The 15847-nt window shown below is 63.1% G+C and carries 18 protein-coding genes; 3 read left to right on the top strand and 15 right to left on the bottom strand.

What is annotated here, in order from left to right:
• Positions 1 to 68 precede the first annotated feature (68 nt).
• The 8 genes from LU493_RS03190 to LU493_RS03225 form a co-directional block, all read right to left on the bottom strand.
• Complete coding sequence (locus LU493_RS03190) at positions 69 to 542, bottom strand: DoxX family protein (RefSeq protein WP_275286342.1); 474 nt, start codon at positions 540 to 542, stop codon at positions 69 to 71.
• The gene (locus tag LU493_RS03195) at positions 539 to 1291 is read right to left on the bottom strand and encodes a DNA-binding domain-containing protein (RefSeq protein WP_275286343.1); all 753 of its coding nucleotides are present in this window, start codon (positions 1289 to 1291) and stop codon (positions 539 to 541) included. Before LU493_RS03195 ends, LU493_RS03190 begins: the two co-directional genes overlap by 4 nt.
• Positions 1288 to 2160 (bottom strand): MNIO family bufferin maturase, encoded by an 873-nt coding sequence (bufB, locus tag LU493_RS03200; RefSeq protein WP_275286344.1) that lies wholly within the window; start codon positions 2158 to 2160, stop codon positions 1288 to 1290. Before bufB ends, LU493_RS03195 begins: the two co-directional genes overlap by 4 nt.
• Before the next feature lie 61 nt (positions 2161 to 2221).
• On the bottom strand, positions 2222 to 2509 hold the full coding sequence (locus tag LU493_RS03205) for a BufA1 family periplasmic bufferin-type metallophore (protein WP_275286345.1): 288 nt from the start codon (positions 2507 to 2509) through the stop codon (positions 2222 to 2224).
• Positions 2510 to 2640: 131 nt separating this feature from the next.
• The gene (locus LU493_RS03210) at positions 2641 to 3273 is read right to left on the bottom strand and encodes an ATP-binding cassette domain-containing protein (protein ID WP_275286346.1); all 633 of its coding nucleotides are present in this window, start codon (positions 3271 to 3273) and stop codon (positions 2641 to 2643) included.
• Positions 3270 to 4976, bottom strand: a complete 1707-nt coding sequence (locus LU493_RS03215; RefSeq protein ID WP_275286347.1) for an ABC transporter permease — start codon at positions 4974 to 4976, stop codon at positions 3270 to 3272. Before LU493_RS03215 ends, LU493_RS03210 begins: the two co-directional genes overlap by 4 nt.
• Before the next feature lie 165 nt (positions 4977 to 5141).
• On the bottom strand, positions 5142 to 6365 hold the full coding sequence (locus LU493_RS03220; protein WP_275286348.1) for an ABC transporter substrate-binding protein: 1224 nt from the start codon (positions 6363 to 6365) through the stop codon (positions 5142 to 5144).
• 179 nt (positions 6366 to 6544) lie between these two features.
• On the bottom strand, positions 6545 to 6949 hold the full coding sequence (locus LU493_RS03225; protein WP_275286349.1) for a VOC family protein: 405 nt from the start codon (positions 6947 to 6949) through the stop codon (positions 6545 to 6547).
• Between the two features lie 89 nt (positions 6950 to 7038).
• Here LU493_RS03225 and LU493_RS03230 point away from each other — a divergent pair, with 89 nt between their 5' ends.
• From LU493_RS03230 to LU493_RS03240, 3 genes are read left to right on the top strand one after another with little or no spacing between them, the layout of a single operon-like run.
• Positions 7039 to 7341 carry a putative quinol monooxygenase gene (locus LU493_RS03230; RefSeq protein ID WP_275286350.1) on the top strand — a complete coding sequence of 101 codons (303 nt, stop codon included), beginning with the start codon at positions 7039 to 7041 and terminating at the stop codon, positions 7339 to 7341.
• A 57-nt stretch (positions 7342 to 7398) separates the two neighbouring features.
• On the top strand, positions 7399 to 8889 hold the full coding sequence (locus LU493_RS03235; RefSeq protein ID WP_275286351.1) for an NfeD family protein: 1491 nt from the start codon (positions 7399 to 7401) through the stop codon (positions 8887 to 8889).
• Positions 8886 to 9692, top strand: a complete 807-nt coding sequence (locus tag LU493_RS03240; protein ID WP_275286352.1) for a slipin family protein — start codon at positions 8886 to 8888, stop codon at positions 9690 to 9692. Before LU493_RS03235 ends, LU493_RS03240 begins: the two co-directional genes overlap by 4 nt.
• A 70-nt stretch (positions 9693 to 9762) precedes the next feature.
• On the opposite strand, the gene LU493_RS03245 is transcribed toward LU493_RS03240, so the two are convergent.
• The 7 genes from LU493_RS03245 to LU493_RS03275 all read right to left on the bottom strand — a co-directional run bounded on the left by LU493_RS03245 (position 9763) and on the right by LU493_RS03275 (position 15787).
• The gene (locus tag LU493_RS03245; protein ID WP_275286353.1) at positions 9763 to 11865 is read right to left on the bottom strand and encodes a HelD family protein; all 2103 of its coding nucleotides are present in this window, start codon (positions 11863 to 11865) and stop codon (positions 9763 to 9765) included.
• A gap of 22 nt (positions 11866 to 11887) precedes the next feature.
• Entirely contained in the window at positions 11888 to 13522 is a 1635-nt protein-coding gene (locus tag LU493_RS03250; protein WP_275286354.1) for a peptide chain release factor 3, read from the bottom strand.
• 63 nt (positions 13523 to 13585) lie between these two features.
• Positions 13586 to 13888 carry a hypothetical protein gene (locus tag LU493_RS03255; protein ID WP_275286355.1) on the bottom strand — a complete coding sequence of 101 codons (303 nt, stop codon included), beginning with the start codon at positions 13886 to 13888 and terminating at the stop codon, positions 13586 to 13588.
• A 10-nt stretch (positions 13889 to 13898) separates the two neighbouring features.
• Positions 13899 to 14120: a hypothetical protein gene (locus tag LU493_RS03260; protein ID WP_275286356.1), complete on the bottom strand. Its 222-nt coding sequence runs from the start codon at positions 14118 to 14120 to the stop codon at positions 13899 to 13901.
• A gap of 257 nt (positions 14121 to 14377) precedes the next feature.
• Positions 14378 to 14848: a hypothetical protein gene (locus tag LU493_RS03265; protein ID WP_275286357.1), complete on the bottom strand. Its 471-nt coding sequence runs from the start codon at positions 14846 to 14848 to the stop codon at positions 14378 to 14380.
• Positions 14849 to 14884: 36 nt separating this feature from the next.
• On the bottom strand, positions 14885 to 15232 hold the full coding sequence (locus tag LU493_RS03270; RefSeq protein ID WP_275286358.1) for a TraR/DksA C4-type zinc finger protein: 348 nt from the start codon (positions 15230 to 15232) through the stop codon (positions 14885 to 14887).
• An 87-nt stretch (positions 15233 to 15319) separates the two neighbouring features.
• On the bottom strand, positions 15320 to 15787 hold the full coding sequence (locus tag LU493_RS03275; RefSeq protein WP_275286359.1) for an S-ribosylhomocysteine lyase: 468 nt from the start codon (positions 15785 to 15787) through the stop codon (positions 15320 to 15322).
• Positions 15788 to 15847 lie beyond the last annotated feature (60 nt).

The raw sequence follows: 15847 nt of genomic DNA on the forward strand, positions 1-15847 counted from the left end.
CCCGTCGCAGGATGTCATTCGGTCTCGTGATACTCCCATGCATCGACAAGCGTATACGATCCCTGCCTTCAACGCTGGCGCGACGAGTCGGTCAGCCAGGCGTTCAGCAGCCAGTCCAGCGACAGAATACCCGGGCCGCGTAGTATCAGGTTCAGCAGGCAACCGGCCCAGAGGCCGTGGGTGACCCAGGCACCGGGGTAGACGAAGGTCTGGATCACCAGGGTCATGCACAGCAGTCCCGTGGCGGCGAGTCGGGTGCCGAGACCGGCCCACAACGCCAGCGACAGGCTGATCTCGGCAAGGGTTGCCAGATACGCCGCCAGGGCCGGGGGAATCACTGGCAGGTCGTATTCGTTCTCGAACAGAAAGAAGGTGCTCTGCATGATGCCGCCGGCATCCACCTTGGTCAGGGCCGAGAGGAAGAAGACGCTGCCGAGGACGACGCGCATCAACAGCAGCACCGCATCCAGGGGCAGGCGATCCAGCCAGGGAGCCAGGTGGCGATAATAGCGTTCCAGAGGCTTGAGCAGCGGCGATGTCATGATGGGGTCTCCTCGTGGCGGCACGGCGTCAAGGCGCCGAGACCGAGCAGCGTGCCGAGCGCCTGGCCGGCGTCTTCCTGACCGTGGCGCCGGCTGCAGGCCGTCAGGGCGTCGCCGAGTATCGGCCGGGCGTCGAGGGCGTGATAGAGCGTTTCGCAGGCCGGGGTGACCGACTGGATGTCGACGTTTCGGCCATGCCGGACGAGCAGCCAGTGCCACCTGCCCGCCGCCCCGACGGCGATGCCTGTTTCCCCCCGCTCCAGGGCTTGCCACAGGTCGAGCACGTCGTGATGACCGATCAGGTGGCATGAAGCGGGGCTTGGTGAGCATGCCAGGGCGCCGGGATCTTGCGAGCTGGCCAGTGTCTCGGCATCCAGCGGTATGGTGTCGGCGGCATGGCTGACATCGAGCCGGGCGCGTTCGAGACGGCAGATGTCGATGACATAGGCGTAGTCGGTCATCGTCGGCAGGTCCTCGAGCATTTCGGCAAAGCGGTGTCCGTAGTGGACCAGGCGAGGCTCATCGGGAAGATGGTGGCGTGCGTAGGTGCTTGCCACGGCGGTGAAGAAGCGTTCGCCAAGTAGCGTTCGGGTATGCGGGAAGGTACTGGACAACGCCTCGATCAGGCTCTGCCTGACGTTGTTGCGATAGACATCGAGCCCCTGTCGGGAGCCGGGGCCGGGAAATTCAGCACCTGGCGCGTGCAGGGCCTCGGCGAAGCGATGCTGCCATTCGGCCAGGGAGGTCATGACACACCCTCCTGAGCGATGGCCTGTGGACGGTGTGCGGGGTGGTGGAGGCGTGCCCTGTCGACTTCCTCGAGCCAGCGTGACAGGGAGGGGAGGCGGGTATCCCACTCGATCAGGGTCGGGACGTTCGGCAACCAGCGCGATAGCTGGGCATAGCGTTGCCATACGGCCTCACAGACCGGACTCCCGTGATCGTCGATGCTCAGCGGTGGAACGGCCTCGGTGTCGAGATGGTGGCCGGCGAGGTGGAATTCCCCCACGGCGGATAGCGGCAAGGCGTCCAGGTAGGCATCGAGGTCGCGCCCGAGGTTCTGGGCGCTGATGTAGGCGTTGTTGATGTCCAGCAACAGTCCGCAGCCGGTTCGGTCGACGAGTTCGGCAAGAAAGTCCGCCTCTTCCAGGGTGTTGTCGAGGCGAACGTAGAGGCTGGGGTTTTCGACCAGCAGTTGGCGCCCCAGCGCTTGTTGTGTCTCGTCGACATGCCGCATCACCACGGCCAGACTCTCCTGGGTCAACGGCAACGGTAGCAAATCGTTGTAGACATCTCCCTCGAGTCGGCTCCAGGCGAGATGCTCCGAGACCAGAGACGGTCGCAGCGCTTCGACCAGGCGGACGAGTCGCTGAAGGTGAGCGGTATCCAGCGGCTCGGCGCCTCCCAAGGATAGGCCGACGCCATGCACCGAGAGAGCATAGCGCTCGGCAATGGCGGCGAGGTCGTCGCGGAACGGGCCGCCGGCACTCATGTGGTTTTCGGCGTGCAGTTCCAGAAAATCGACGTCGGTGTGACGGGACAGGAGCTCCGGAAAATGCTGGTGCTTGAGTCCGATGCCCTGGGCACCGGCTGGCAGCATGGTGAAATCCGTCGACATGCAGGCCTCCTCGGTGGCGCCATGGCCCGCAAGCGCGGGCCATGAACAGTGTCGAACCATGTCAGGGACGGTCGATTTCGGTCAGGCTACCGTTCCCGTGGGGCGTTTCGATGCTGGTGCAGGTGCCTTCCGGTACCAGCTTCCAGGCGTTGCCTTGATAGTCGACGGTAGAGGTTCCGGCGCAGGTGGTTCCGGGGCCTGCCTTGCAATCGTTCTGGCCGGCCAGTGCAACGCCGTAGCATTTCTCCATGGCTTGTTTGGATTCATCGTCGGCGTAGGCGGCCGTCATGGCCCCGGCCTGGGCGATGGCGGTGGTGATGACGGCGGCCATCAGCATGGAATGTTTCATGGTCTGCCTCCGTGGGCTTCTGCGTTGTGGGACGCCATCGAGCACCGTGTCGATATGTCGATGGGCAACGTTTTGTCGCGGCAGACGGCGAAACCTTACACAGGCCATGGAAACTCGTCGGCGGCGACGCCTCAGAGCTCGATGATCGGTCCGCCGGCGGTCTCGGCGTCGGCGCGATCATGGGTCACCATCAGGGTCGGCAGGCCATCCCGGCGGATTCGTTCGAACACCAGGCGTCGCATCTCGTCGCGCAGGGCGGTGTCGAGCTTGGAGAAGGGCTCGTCCAGCAGCATGGCGTGGGGCTGGGCGAGCAGTACCCGCATCAGGGCGACCCGGGCGCGTTGACCGCCAGAGAGGGTCCCCGGGTCGCGTTCGGCGAACCCCGCCAGGCCGATGTCGTCGAGCGCCATGTTCACCTCGTCTCGCCGTTGTCGACGCGAGCCGCCCGGTGGCATGCCGAAGGCCAGGTTGCCGCCTACATCGAGATGCGGAAACAGAAGGGGATCCTGGAACAGCAGGCCGAGGCGTCGTCGCTCCGGCGGCAGGAGACCGAGATCGGTCTCGCCGAGTAGTACGCGCCCCGAGGCCCGGAAGCCGACCGGCAGGAAGCCGGCAATATGCGCCAGCAGGGTTGATTTGCCGACGCCGGACGGCCCCATCAGGGTCAGGATCTCGCCGGGGGCGACACTGGCCGAGACGTCGATCAGGGGGTGCCCGCCATGGGTGATGGCGATCTCATCCAGTCGTAGAGAGGCGGTGCTCATGCGGCGTCTCCGGACAGCATCTGGCGGCGGTGGCGCCACCACAGACGGGGAAGGGTCGTGGCCAGGGCGAAGCCGAGGGCCGGCAGGGCGAGCTGGTACAGGGCATAGACAGCCGTGAGCCGGCGGTCACCGCCACTGGCCAGGTTCACCGCCTCGGTGGTCAGGGTGGTCAAGCGACCGGCGCCGAGCAACAGGGTCGGCAGATACTGGCCGATGCTGACGGCGAAGCCCACGGCACCGGCGACGAGGATCGGCGCGGCGAGCATGGGCAGGCGGATGCGCAGGAAGACGCTGGCGGGCGAGGCGCCCAGGGTGGCGGCGACCTGGCGCCAGCGGGGATCCTGCCGGCGATAGCTTTCCGCCAGGGACAGGAAGGTGTAGGGCAGCACGAACAGGGCGTGGCCCAGGGTCACCGCCGGCCAGCCGGCGTTCAGCCCCACCTGGGCTTGCCACTGCACGAGTCCCTGCAGGAAGGCCACCTGGGGGACCAGTAGTGGCAGGTAGAGAATCAACTGGGCGCCGGCGCTCAATGGGCGACGACGATGCGTCTCGGCTTCGAGGCAGCCGAGGGTCAGCACCAGGGCGATGCCGGTGGCGGCCAGCCCGATGGTCACGGTATTCGAGAGGGGGCCGCCGATGCCCATGGTGGCCTGTTGCCAGGCATGCAGGGTCAGCGGGGCGGGCCAGGCGTCAGGGAAGGGCCAGTAACCGGCCAGCGACCAGAGGATGAGGCCGGCCAGGGCGGCGACCAGCACGCCGATGGCCAGCCAGGTCATCAGGGTGCCGAGGCCGCGTCCCAGGCGTTCGCCGCGTCGTCGGTGTCCATCGCGCAGCCAGCCGGCCCCCAGTCGCGAGACCAGCCGCTCGCCCAGCCACCAGATCAGCAGGGCCCCGGCGGTGACGCCGATCTGCAGCAGTGCCCCCGCGGCGGCCTGGAAACGCATCGTTAGATCGGGATCTCCCAGCCAGCGCACTACGGCCACGGCCAGGGGCGGCGGCGTCGAGGGACCGAGGATCATGGCCACTTCGATGTTGGCGGTGGCGAAGACGATGATCGCGTAGAGGGGTAGCCGGATCAGCGGGTAGAGAGCCGGCATCACGCCCTTGAGAAAGCCGTTGATCCGCCCGTAGCCCAGCGAACGGGCCATCATCAGGCGTTCCCCGGCCCGGCACTGGGGCAGGGCGGCCAGGCTCATCAGCAGCAGGAAGGGAATCTCCTTGAGGGTCAGGCCGAGGGTCAGGGCCAGGCCGGCCTCGTCACCGGGGAACAGATAGTCGGGGGGATGGGACCAGCCGCTGAGCCAGGGCGAGACCAGGCGACTGGCCAGGCCAGAGGGCGTCAGGAGGAAGGCCAGCCCGATGGCGGCGGCCGCGTGGGGAACCGCCAGCAACGGCGACAGCAGGCGTCGTATCGTGCCGAACGCGCGCGTCTCGAGAAAGGTGGCCAGGCAAAGCGCCACGATGCCAAATGTCGCCAGGGCGCTGGCCAGTCCGGTGAACAGGCTCAGGCGGATCATGTCATCGAGACCGGTCGTGTTGCCGAGCGCCTGCCAGTGGACCAGTGTCCAGGCCTCGCCGCCCAGTGCCGGGTGCCAGCCGAAAGCCGGGGCGACCACGCCGGCCAGGCCCAGGAGCACCGGCAGGATCAGCAGCGCCAGGGTAATGACGGGAACAACGCGTATCCCGGTCACGAAGTACGGCATCAGTGTCGTGCTCTATAGAAATACTGAATAAATCGCCGAGCATAGTGAAGCGCAAGGCGCACGGAGCACAGAAAGCGAGACATAACGAGGGGTTAGGCGAGCTTTCGAGCACTGCGCAACGCAGCGATTTGCATGCGCAGGCATTTAAGCAGTGTTTCCCTATCGTCAGCCATCGCCATAACGTACCTGCCACTCCGCTTCCAGGGCCTCGACCCAGCTTGGATGGGGCTCGGGCAGGACGCGTTGCAATGCCTCGGGGGGCGGGCTAGCGGGGTGGCGGTCGCCTTCGAAGGCGTCGCGTTCGGCGGCATCGAGACGGCGCATGTCGAGCACGGTGGGATCGCCCCAGACATCGATATCCTGCTTGCGGGCCTGGGCCTCGGGCGACAGCAGGAAGTTGGCCAGTACCATGGCGCCGGCCTTGTGGCGAGCGTTGAAGGGGATCGCCACGAAATGGACATTGCCCAGGGTGCCGCCTTCGAGCACATAACTGCGGGTGTTGGGCGGCAACTGGTGGGCAGTCACGGCGGCCGCCGGTTCGGCGGGATTGAAGGTGAAGGCCAGCGACAGCTCGCCGTCTCCCATCAAGCGCTTGAGCTCGGGGCCACTGGATGGAAAGTGTCGTCCCTGGCGCCATAGGTGGGGGTGCAGGGCATCGAGATACTCCCAGAGCGGCGCGGTCACGGCCTCGACATCATGGCGCGAGGCGGGGTCGGCCAGTACTTCCGGTTCCTCGACCCTCGCAAGCAGCGCCTGCTTGAGGAAGGTGCTGCCCAGGAAGTCGGGCACCAGGGGATAGGTGAAGCGGCCGGGATGTTCGCGGGCCCAGGACAACAGTTTCGACATGTTGCGTGGCGGCGTCTCGAGCCGTTCGGCGTCGTAGTAGAAGGTCAACTGCGCCTTGCCCCAGGGCGACTCGTAGCCCTCGGTCGGCAGGGTGAAGTCGGTGAGCATTTCGGGATTGTCGTCGGGTGCCGTCAGCGAAAAGTTCGGCAATCGGCGGGCGAAGGGGCCGAAAAGCAGGCCACGTTCTTTCATGGCGGCGAAGTTCTCGCCATTGATCCACATCAGGTCGACGGCGCCCTCGCCATCGTTGCCGGCGGCCTGTTCGGCGACGACCCGGGATATCGTCGTGGCGATGTCGTCGACCTTGACGTGCACGATGTCCAGGTCGTGCCGTTCGCCCATTCGGTCAGCCACCCAGTCGATGTAACGATTGATGGCGGGATCGCCGCCCCAGGCGCTCCAGTAGACGGTCTGGCCCTCGGCTTGCCGTTCGACGGCGGGCCAGGGGGCGTCAAGCGGCGATTCGGCGTCGGCGGCCAGGCTCGGGATGGGGGCGATCGAGGCGGTGGTCAGAGTAAGGGCAAGGACGAAACGGCGTGACATCGGCGGCATCCAGGTCGAGGGCATCCCCTGATGGTAACCGCTACGGGACAAAGAAAAAGGGCGTCACCGTGACCGGGACGCCAAACGAGCCAGCATGCCAGGCATGCAGGGATGAGGCGGCCATGGGCCGCCACGAGAGAGCCGATCTCTCCTTGCCATCGGGTATCTGGATATGCGCCTCAGGCCAGGCGCTGTCCCGAGACGCTGGGATGAAACAGTGGCTGAACGGTGTTGCCGTCCGGGTCCTTGCAGTAGAGGCTGCGCCCACCGTCGGCGTGGTCGTGGGGGCCGCGTACCACCTCGACGCCCTGCGCCACCAGGTAGTCGTGCCAGGCGTCGACATCGTCGCGCTCGTCGACGACGAAGCCGAGGTGATCGAGGCGTTGCGGGTCGCCGCCGGTCGCCTGCTTGGCGCGGGCCAGGGAGACGTTGTCGTTGCCCAGCGTCAGGTAGACCAGATCCGCGTGGGCGCGCCGCAGGATGTCCAGGCCCAGGATCTCGACGTAGAAGCGCTCGCAGGCTTCGAGATCCTGAACCTGCAGGGCGATATGGCGCATGCCGTTGAACGGAGCGGGGCGTTGCATGAGGCCTCCTTGTGCGCGGTCGAGGTTGAAACGTATAGTGGAAAATATTTTCACATATCGTTCCTTTCCACAACCCCAAGGAGATCCCCATGTACTGCATCATCGTCCAGACGCGGCTCAAGCCCGGTACCCGAGAACGTTTTCTCGAAGCCATGCTGCCCAATGCCGAGGCGTCGGTGCGCGAGGAGCCCGGCTGCCATGCCTTCGATGTGATCGAGGATCGCGACGAACCGGACCTCATACACCTCTATGAGATCTACACTGATCAACAGGCCCTGGTGGCCCACAAGGAAACGTCCCATTACAAGGAGAGCCGCGCGGTCGTCAATGAACTGATCGCCGAGCAGAAGGTGATTCGCGCCGATGTCCTGGCGATGAATCCCCGGCACTGAACGAGCCGATGGACCGGCGGGACGGCTCACTCTATCTGCCGTTTCGAGGTGAGGCGCATGTACGTCGAGCCGAGGCACCACCCGCGTCACGCCGCCATCTGGCTGTGCCTGGCCTGTCTGTTGCTGGCGGGTGCCTTGCTGGGATGGCAGGCGGTCGCCCAGGAGGCCCCGAGGGAGAAGGGCATGGCGTTGGCGATGACCCTCGAGGGGGCCATCGGTCCCGCCACCAGCGACTACTTCCAGCGTGGCCTGACCATGGCCGAGGCGGACGACGCCGAGCTGGTGGTGGTGCGCCTCGATACGCCGGGAGGCCTGGATGCCTCGATGCGCGACATGATCACTGTCATGCTCGCCGCCGACGTGCCGGTGGCCTTCCATGTCGCGCCCGCCGGTGCCAGGGCTGCCAGTGCCGGTACCTACCTGCTCTATGCCAGTCATGTGGCGGCCATGGCGCCGGCAACTCATATGGGATCGGCCACCCCGGTCCAGCTCGGCGGCGGCGGCGTGCCGGGCATCGGCGGTGAGCCCGAAACGCCGAATGATGGCGAAGGTGCCGGCGATGCCGACTCGGAAGGCGAATCCGACACGACGGACACCGCGGAGGAGGGCGCCTCGGACAAGCGCCGTGGCGAGACCGCCATGGAGCGCAAGGTGCTGGAAGATGCCGTTTCCTATATCCGCTCCCTGGCCGAACGCCATGGGCGCAACGCCGACTGGGCCGAGTCCGCGGTACGCGAGGCGAGCAACCTCACCGCCAGGGAGGCCCTGGAGCGTAATGTCATCGACGTGGTGGCCTCCGACCTCGATGACCTGCTCGCCCGGATCGACGGTCGCGAGGTGGTCATGGACGACGGCCGGCACACCCTGTCCACCGAGGGGCTGGTCGTCCAGCGTTTCGATCCGGACTGGCGAACCCGGCTGCTGGCGGTGATCACCAACCCCAATGTCGCCTACTTTCTGATGATCATCGGCTTCTACGGCCTGATCTTCGAGCTCTCCAATCCCGGCAGTCTGGTGCCTGGTACCGTGGGCATCATCTCGCTGTTACTGGCGTTGTTCGCCTTTCAGGTGCTACCCATCAACTATGCCGGCCTGGCATTGATCCTGGTCGGGCTGGGGCTGATCGTCGGCGAGGCCCTGATGCCCAGCTTCGGGATTCTCGGCATGGGCGGCATCGTGGCCTTCGTGATCGGATCGGTGATGTTGATGGATGCGGATACGTTGAACATCTCGCTGCCCCTGATCGGCGGCGTGGCCCTGGTGGCGGCCGGTCTGATGCTGTGGGTGGTCACTCGCTTCATGGGCTTGCGTCGGCGTCCCGCGCGCACCGGCCAGGAAGAGTTGCTGGGCAGCGAGGCCCGAGTGCTCGAGGGCTTCCGGGGCGAGGGCCACGTCCGCTTGCACGGTGAGCGATGGAATGCCCGCTGCGAGGTGTTCCTCGAGCCAGGCCAGGTCGTGCGGGTGATCGACATGGATGGCCTCACGGTCGTGGTCGAACCGACAGACGCCGCGGCCACGGGCGTCAACGATGAGGAGAATGCATCATGATGCTTACCTATCTCGTGCCGGCCGTCCTGGTGCTGCTGTTGCTGGCGGCCTCGATTCGCATCCTGCCGGAGTACAAGCGCGGCGTGGTGTTCTTCCTGGGACGCTTCCAGTCCGTCAAGGGCCCCGGACTGGTCATCGTCATTCCCGCCATCCAGAAGATGCAGGTGGTCGATCTGCGGGTGATCACCATGGATGTGCCCGAGCAGGACGTGATCTCCCAGGACAACGTCACCGTCAAGGTCAACGCGGTGCTCTATTTCCGGGTCGTGGACCCGGAAAAGGCGATCATCCAGGTGGAGCACTTCGTCAACGCCACCAGCCAACTGGCCCAGACGACCCTGCGTTCGGTGCTGGGCAAGCACGATCTCGACGAGATGCTCTCCGAGCGCGACAAGCTGAACGACGACATTCAGGAGATCATCGACGCCTCGGCCGAGGGCTGGGGCATCAAGGTCGCCAACGTGGAGATCAAGCATGTCGACCTGGACGAAAGCATGATCCGCGCCATCGCCCGCCAGGCCGAGGCCGAACGCGAGCGGCGCGCCAAGGTGATTCATGCCGAGGGCGAGCTTCAGGCCTCGAAGAAGCTGGTCGAAGCCGCCAACATCATGTCGGAGAACCCGGCCGCCCTGCAGCTGCGCTACCTGCAGACCATGAGCGACATGAGCAACAAGAATGCCTCCACCATCGTGGTGCCGCTGCCCATCGATATCATGGAAGCCTTCCAGCAGGTCAGGGGGGGAGGCGCCGGTCCCTCGCGAGCGAGGACGAACGACGACTCGGCGGATACCGGCACATCGTGACAAGACGTGCTGAAGGACAAGGCCCGGTGGTTTCATCGGTCGTGCAAGGAGGCGTCCCGGGCGGAGCCCTTCAGATCGTGCCGGCACTGGTTTGCTCGCCATCCGGGGAACCCGACAGTAACGGCGAGGGAGGGCCGACGTGGGTCAGGGCCAATCGGTGCATGGCGCGTGTGCAGGCCACGTAGAGCAGATTGCGGTCCATCTCGGTCGCATAGTGTCGTGCCGTGGCGTCCGGCACGATGACACGATCGAACTCGAGCCCCTTGGCCATATGGGCGGTGCAGACGATGACGCCTCGCCCGAAGGCTTGGCTGTGTTCGCCGAGCAGCTGCAGCCGTTCGTATTGACCATCGAGGGCGTCGAAGATCTTTTTGGCCTGCTTCTGGGTCTTGCAGATGATCCCCAGCGTGTTGTGCGCCCCCTGGAGGAAGTCCCGGGCCATGGCGTCAATGGTCGCCATTTCTTCCTTGCGGGTACGGCAGGGGATGACCCGAGGTTCTTCGTCGTGGCGTTCGATGGGCTCGAGGTCGGGATTGGGCGATATTCGCTGGGCGAAACGGGTGATCTGCAAGCTGGAACGATAGCTCTTGTTGAGGGTGACGCAGCGGGATTGACGCATGACCCGCCGAATCTCATCGGCCTTCGACGCACTGTAAGGATTCACCGACTGGAAAGCATCGCCGAGGATGGTCTTCTTGCAACTGAACAGGCGGCCGATGACCGCATACTGCACCGGGGTATAGTCCTGCATCTCGTCGATCAACAGGTGCTTCACGTTTCGCCAGCTGGAGCGAATGCCTTCCAGGCGCATCTTCAGGTAAATCAGGGGAAAGACATCGGCGTATTCGAGTCGTCCCCTGGACGCCGACTTGAAGAGTTCGGGGCGGCCCAGCCAGTCGTAGAAGCCCTTGTACGTCTCGCGCAGGGTGGCCTGGCGCAACATCGTCTTGATCGAGGCTTTGAGCGCCTTGCGCTCATCGGGTTCCAGGTCATAGTGATACTGGTTGCCAATCTTTTTTTCGATTTCCCAACTGACCTGCTTCAGGCGCTCATTGGTGGGCAGATGGCGATGCTTGCGGAATACCTCTTCCAGTAACCAGCCGGGCACCAGGCGTCGAGCGATCCATATATCCTCTGCGGCGAAGCGGTTTGCCTCGACATGGCCGGCATAGCGATCCAGGTCGTCGAGGAATTCCGGCGATGCCTTGTAGCGCAGGCGCGCTTTCATCGTCTCGTCATCCTTTTCCAGCAGGGTCGTCGTCTGCTCGAAGAAGGTCTCGAAACGATACTGGCCATCCAGCAGCTCGTCGGCCAGATCCTCCATGCCGATCTGATTGACTGTCTCCTCGCCCAGCTCTGGGAGCACATTGCCGATGTAATCGGAAAAGACCCGATTGGGCGAGATGATCAGGATATCCTCGGAGCTCAGGCTGTCCTTGAAGCGGTAGAGCAGATAGGCGATGCGATGGAGGGCGATGGAGGTCTTGCCGGAACCCGCCACTCCCTGGATGATCAACGCCTGCGCCTCATCGTTACGGATGATGGCGTTCTGATCGCGCTGGATGGTGGCCACGATGTTCTTCATGCCCTCATCGCTGGCACGGCTCAATTCCTCCTGAAGGACGTCATCGACCACATGCACGTCGCTGTCGATCATCAGCTCGATCTCGTTCCCCTTGATGCGAAACTGGCGCTTCAGGGTGATTTCACCGGCGACGTGCCCTTCCGGGCTCTCATAGGATGCCGGACCGGTCTCGACCTCGTAGAACATCGAGGCGATAGGCGCCCTCCAGTCGTGCACTCGGCTTTCGCCGGCGAGGTCGTCATGGAAATGGTGGATGCCGATGTAGACCGGTTTCACGCAGCCCTGTTGGACGAAGTCGAAACGTCCAAAGTAAGGAGACTGCTGTAGTTTCTCGAGCTTCTTGCGACGTGACAGGGCATTGTCGCCTGTCATCACTGCCTGCTGGATGGATTCTCTTGCCGAGATCTTCTCGATATGATCCATCTCGTCCCGGCTTGACCACAGATATTCCTTTTGTGCCTGAATATCATCGGAATATGCCTCGAGCCGGCGGTCCAGCTCGGCGAGGTTGGTGTCGATACGAGTGTGAATGTCATCGAGGTGTCGGCGCTCGGCCTGGCGCGCGGCCATATCGTTGCTGTTGTCCATGTCGCTACGTTCACAGAGGAATTCAGGAGGAAGTGGGGCTGTCCGGGACGGCGCCGACTTCCCGGGTGCTGTCGAAGGCGATATCGGGCCACTTTTCAAGGGTCAAGTCGAGCACGGAACGGTTAGGCGCCATGAAGGCCAGGGTGCCCGCGGCGTCCCGGGCGAGACGGTTGGCATTGGCTTGCATGAAGCGTTTCATGGTGACGGGGTCATCACAGTGTACCCAAAGCGCCTTATGGATCGGTGCGTTATCGAAGCCGACGTCGATATGGTATTCGGTCAGCAGTCGATGAGCCACGGTCTCGAATTGCAGTTGCCCGACGGCGCCGAGGATCATGCCGGTTTTTTCCAGGGGCTCGAACACCTGGATGGTGCCTTCCTCCCCGAGCTCCTTGAGGGCCTTGTTGAGCTGCTTGGCGCGCAGCGGATCATTCAGTCGGGTCGTCTTGAAGATTTCCGGCGAGAAATGGGGGATGCCAACCAGTTCAAGCACCTCGCCCTGGGTGATGACATCGCCGATCCGTAGCCGGCCATGGTTGGGGATGCCGATGATGTCGCCCGCACAGGCTGTGGACAGCTGACCTCGCTCCTGGGCCATGAAGTTGATGGCATGGTCGAGCTTGATCGGCTTGTCACTCCTGACGTGCTTGACCTTGAGGCCCGTGCGGTATTCACCGGAACAGATCCTGAGGAAGGCGATACGATCCCGGTGCTGAGGATTCATGTTGGCCTGGATCTTGAAGACGATACCGGAAAACTGTGCTTCATCCGGCATCACCTCGCGTTGCCGCGCCATGCGAGGACGAGGCTCCGGAGCCCAGGAAACCAACGCCTGGAGGATGTCCTGAACGCCGAAGTTGTTGATGGCCGAACCAAAGAACACGGGGGAAAGGTCGCCACCTAGAAAGGCGTCGTGATCGAAGGTCGCCGCTGCCTCACGGACAATCTCGACTTCTTCCTTGAAGGTCGCGTGGGCGATGGGAAAGTTGTCAATCAGGTAAGGATGATCTTCCCCATCGAGCACTTTCTGATCACTCTCGGGTCGGTCTTCTCCCGGGGTAAACTTGAGCATCCGGTTCTTGCCGAGATCGAAGATACCGGCGAACTCCTTGCCCATGCCGATGGGCCAGGTGATCGGGGCGCAAGGCAATCCCAGGATATCCTCGATCTCGTCGATCAATTCCAGCGAGTCCCTGACTTCTCGATCCATCTTGTTGATGAAGGTGATGACCGGTGTCTTTCGGAGTCGGCATACTTCCAGCAACTTGATGGTCTGAGCCTCGACCCCCTTGGCGGCATCGATGACCATCAGGGCAGCATCGACCGCCGTGAGTACCCGATAGGTGTCTTCCGAGAAATCCTGGTGACCGGGTGTATCGAGGAGATTGATCACGCAGTCTGCATGTTCGAACTGCATGACGGAGCTGGCGACCGAGATGCCTCGTTGTTTCTCGACTTCCATCCAGTCGGAGGTCGCGAAATGCTGGCTCTTCTTGCCCTTGACGGTGCCCGCCGAGCGGATTGCACCGCCATACATCAACAGCTTCTCCGTCAGGGTCGTCTTGCCGGCATCGGGATGCGAAATGATCGCGAACGTGCGCCGCTTCTTCACCTCCTGTTGCAGTGATCCGCTGGCGTGTTTTCTAGAGGTTGACATGCTTTACTCTGCAGAATAGGGAGTTTTTGATATGCCGAGTAGCGATGAGGGCAGATATCTCGCCTAATCCTCATCGCGCGCCTCGATGGCCATGTCGTCACTCGACGGATCGTGAAGCCTCCAATAGATCGACGTGATCCCCGGCCCTGTGCCGAGCAGCAAGGCAGCATCGATGGGGTTCAGGGCCTCATCGACTTCCAGTCGCAGGCTATTCAAGCGCTTGTGACCGGCAATCCGCTGTCCCATGAAGCGAAGGTCGTAATCGATATGATCGGATTCGCTGGGTCGTCGATGCCGAATGCTGATGAATCCCTGATCCAGAAGCACCTGGATTCGGTGCGAGTCGTCTTCATGATACTGGGACATACCGCCAGCCTTATTGGTAACGCCAGGCCTTGACGCCCCTGACCAGGGCGCGGTTGGCACTATTCAAGAAACGTCCTCGCTCACAGCAGGCGGAGGTAACTCCGGCACCATGGAGATCCTGATAGACCACCAACAGGGTGGCTCGACAATCGAGTGGTAGATGATCATGGACACTGATCCAGCCATCTTCGCGGGAGAGTTCGCCCACGTTGGGCATGAAGGCATTTTGCATGCTAAATCCCCTTCGAGATGCTCTGGAACCCCGCTTGAAACGGGATTCAGGCAGATATGAAAGCCGACGTGGCAGTGCCTGTCGGGCCAGAAGGTCGGGTCAGGGGATAGCAGACCTAGGGTGGACTGGGGCGGGTGTCGGTGAGTAACTGAATCATCGGAGTGCATCTCCTGCAGTTACCAGCGACCTTGGGAAGGTATCTGGATAAAGAATCAAGGTGTGGTCGACGATAACAAGGGGGGCGTGAGGCCGCAAGATCAGGCCTGGTCCTCGCCCTGGACCCCGGTCGTCAACCCCGTGTAAAGAGCGGCTTCACGCTCGTCGCGAGCCAGGAGTCGAACATGACGTATATGATTGAGCTCCTGGCATTGTTCCAGGATGCAACGGTACAGGACTGATGCCTGCTCCTTTTCCCGGGAGTCCAGTCCTGCCTGTTCGGGAAGCGGTAGGGACAGAGCGGTGGCTTCATGACGATCCGCGATGCGGATGGCGAAGCGATAGCCCTGTAGCACCGTTCGCCATTCGCTTTCGGTGGCAGCGACTTGCGGCAGCATGAATTTTATCGTTTTCGAGGTTTCTTCGCTGGATGACCATGTCATCCAGGCCTGCCCGACGGCGGCTCTGCCCAGATCATGGCGTTGCTTGTCAGTGGCGGGAATCACGACGGCGTCGAGGGCTTCCTGCCGTTCGTCCTGTCGCTGGATTGCCAGGGTCACGTTGTGTGGCATAAAGCTTGGCATCTCTCCTCTGGTCATTCTCTAAGATCAAGTGTGTGCGATCGGCCGTTCGATGTACCTGCCATCCGCACAATCGGTACATTCCGACACCAGGGGATCTCTTTCCAGTCGTTGGGCCGAGATCCGCTCGCCGCATGCCTGGCATTGGCCGAACTCATTGCGATCGAGGCGGTCCAGGGCAGAGTCGATCCGACGCATCGTCTGGCGTCTTCGTTCTTCCTCCTCCTCGGTCACTGCCGGGTGCTGCAAGGCCGCGGGTGACCGGTCTGTCGAGGCTCGAGTTTCGCTACTCTCGATGCGTTGCTCGACCAGGGCGGCGCGCTGGTCCTCGAGCCGTTTCATGACGCGGTCGGTATCGATATCGGGGTGGTTCATGTCGGCTCACCTCCAGGAACCGTCCACGATATCGCCTCTGTCGGTGGCTGTGTAGACGTCCCGGATGGTTTCCTGGCCACGATTGCCTCACGCGAAGACCCGGCTCCACTCGTCACGTTTGGCGAGAAAGCCACGGGCCAGTTCCTTGGCGCCCTCGAGGCTGTGGCTGGCCGCCCAGCCACATTGCATCACGTTGCATGCCGGTACCTCGGTGGCCTCCAGCACGTCCCGCAGAGTACCCTCGAGGAGGTCGAGTACACCGTCATAATCGTCGTGATTGATCATGGCCACATAGAAGCCGGTCTGGCAGCCCATGGGACTGATGTCGACGACCCTGTCGGAGTGATTGCGAGAGAGCTCGGCCATCAGGTGTTCCAGGGAGTGCAATGCGGGCATTGCCATGTGATCCCGGTTGGGCTGGCAGATGCGCATGTCGTACTTGTGGATACGATCGCCGTGCTCGCCGGTCTTGATATCGGCCAGCCGCACGTAGGGGGCTTGTACCAGGGTGTGGTCCAGGTTGAAGCTCTCGACGTTCATCTTCTGTTCGGTCACGGGTCATTCTCCTCGGGAAGGTGGTAGATCTTCTGTGACATCTCGTCTCTCCGTGTCGTT

Origin of the sequence: Halomonas elongata, assembly GCF_029081005.1 — a bacterium.
Taxonomy (GTDB): Bacteria; Pseudomonadota; Gammaproteobacteria; order Pseudomonadales; family Halomonadaceae; genus Halomonas; species Halomonas elongata_B.

Excerpts from the sequence above, each read along its gene's own strand:
- LU493_RS03190 (WP_275286342.1), bottom strand. The coding sequence starts at position 542 with ATGACATCGCCGCTGCTCAAGCCTCTGGAACGCTATTATCGCCACCTG.
- LU493_RS03195 (WP_275286343.1), bottom strand. The coding sequence starts at position 1,291 with ATGACCTCCCTGGCCGAATGGCAGCATCGCTTCGCCGAGGCCCTGCAC.
- bufB (WP_275286344.1), bottom strand. The coding sequence starts at position 2,160 with ATGTCGACGGATTTCACCATGCTGCCAGCCGGTGCCCAGGGCATCGGA.
- LU493_RS03205 (WP_275286345.1), bottom strand. The coding sequence starts at position 2,509 with ATGAAACATTCCATGCTGATGGCCGCCGTCATCACCACCGCCATCGCC.
- LU493_RS03210 (WP_275286346.1), bottom strand. The coding sequence starts at position 3,273 with ATGAGCACCGCCTCTCTACGACTGGATGAGATCGCCATCACCCATGGC.
- LU493_RS03215 (WP_275286347.1), bottom strand. The coding sequence starts at position 4,976 with ATGCCGTACTTCGTGACCGGGATACGCGTTGTTCCCGTCATTACCCTG.
- LU493_RS03220 (WP_275286348.1), bottom strand. The coding sequence starts at position 6,365 with ATGTCACGCCGTTTCGTCCTTGCCCTTACTCTGACCACCGCCTCGATC.
- LU493_RS03225 (WP_275286349.1), bottom strand. The coding sequence starts at position 6,949 with ATGCAACGCCCCGCTCCGTTCAACGGCATGCGCCATATCGCCCTGCAG.
- LU493_RS03230 (WP_275286350.1), top strand. The coding sequence starts at position 7,039 with ATGTACTGCATCATCGTCCAGACGCGGCTCAAGCCCGGTACCCGAGAA.
- LU493_RS03235 (WP_275286351.1), top strand. The coding sequence starts at position 7,399 with ATGTACGTCGAGCCGAGGCACCACCCGCGTCACGCCGCCATCTGGCTG.
- LU493_RS03240 (WP_275286352.1), top strand. The coding sequence starts at position 8,886 with ATGATGCTTACCTATCTCGTGCCGGCCGTCCTGGTGCTGCTGTTGCTG.
- LU493_RS03245 (WP_275286353.1), bottom strand. The coding sequence starts at position 11,865 with ATGGACAACAGCAACGATATGGCCGCGCGCCAGGCCGAGCGCCGACAC.
- LU493_RS03250 (WP_275286354.1), bottom strand. The coding sequence starts at position 13,522 with ATGTCAACCTCTAGAAAACACGCCAGCGGATCACTGCAACAGGAGGTG.
- LU493_RS03255 (WP_275286355.1), bottom strand. The coding sequence starts at position 13,888 with ATGTCCCAGTATCATGAAGACGACTCGCACCGAATCCAGGTGCTTCTG.
- LU493_RS03260 (WP_275286356.1), bottom strand. The coding sequence starts at position 14,120 with ATGCAAAATGCCTTCATGCCCAACGTGGGCGAACTCTCCCGCGAAGAT.
- LU493_RS03265 (WP_275286357.1), bottom strand. The coding sequence starts at position 14,848 with ATGCCACACAACGTGACCCTGGCAATCCAGCGACAGGACGAACGGCAG.
- LU493_RS03270 (WP_275286358.1), bottom strand. The coding sequence starts at position 15,232 with ATGAACCACCCCGATATCGATACCGACCGCGTCATGAAACGGCTCGAG.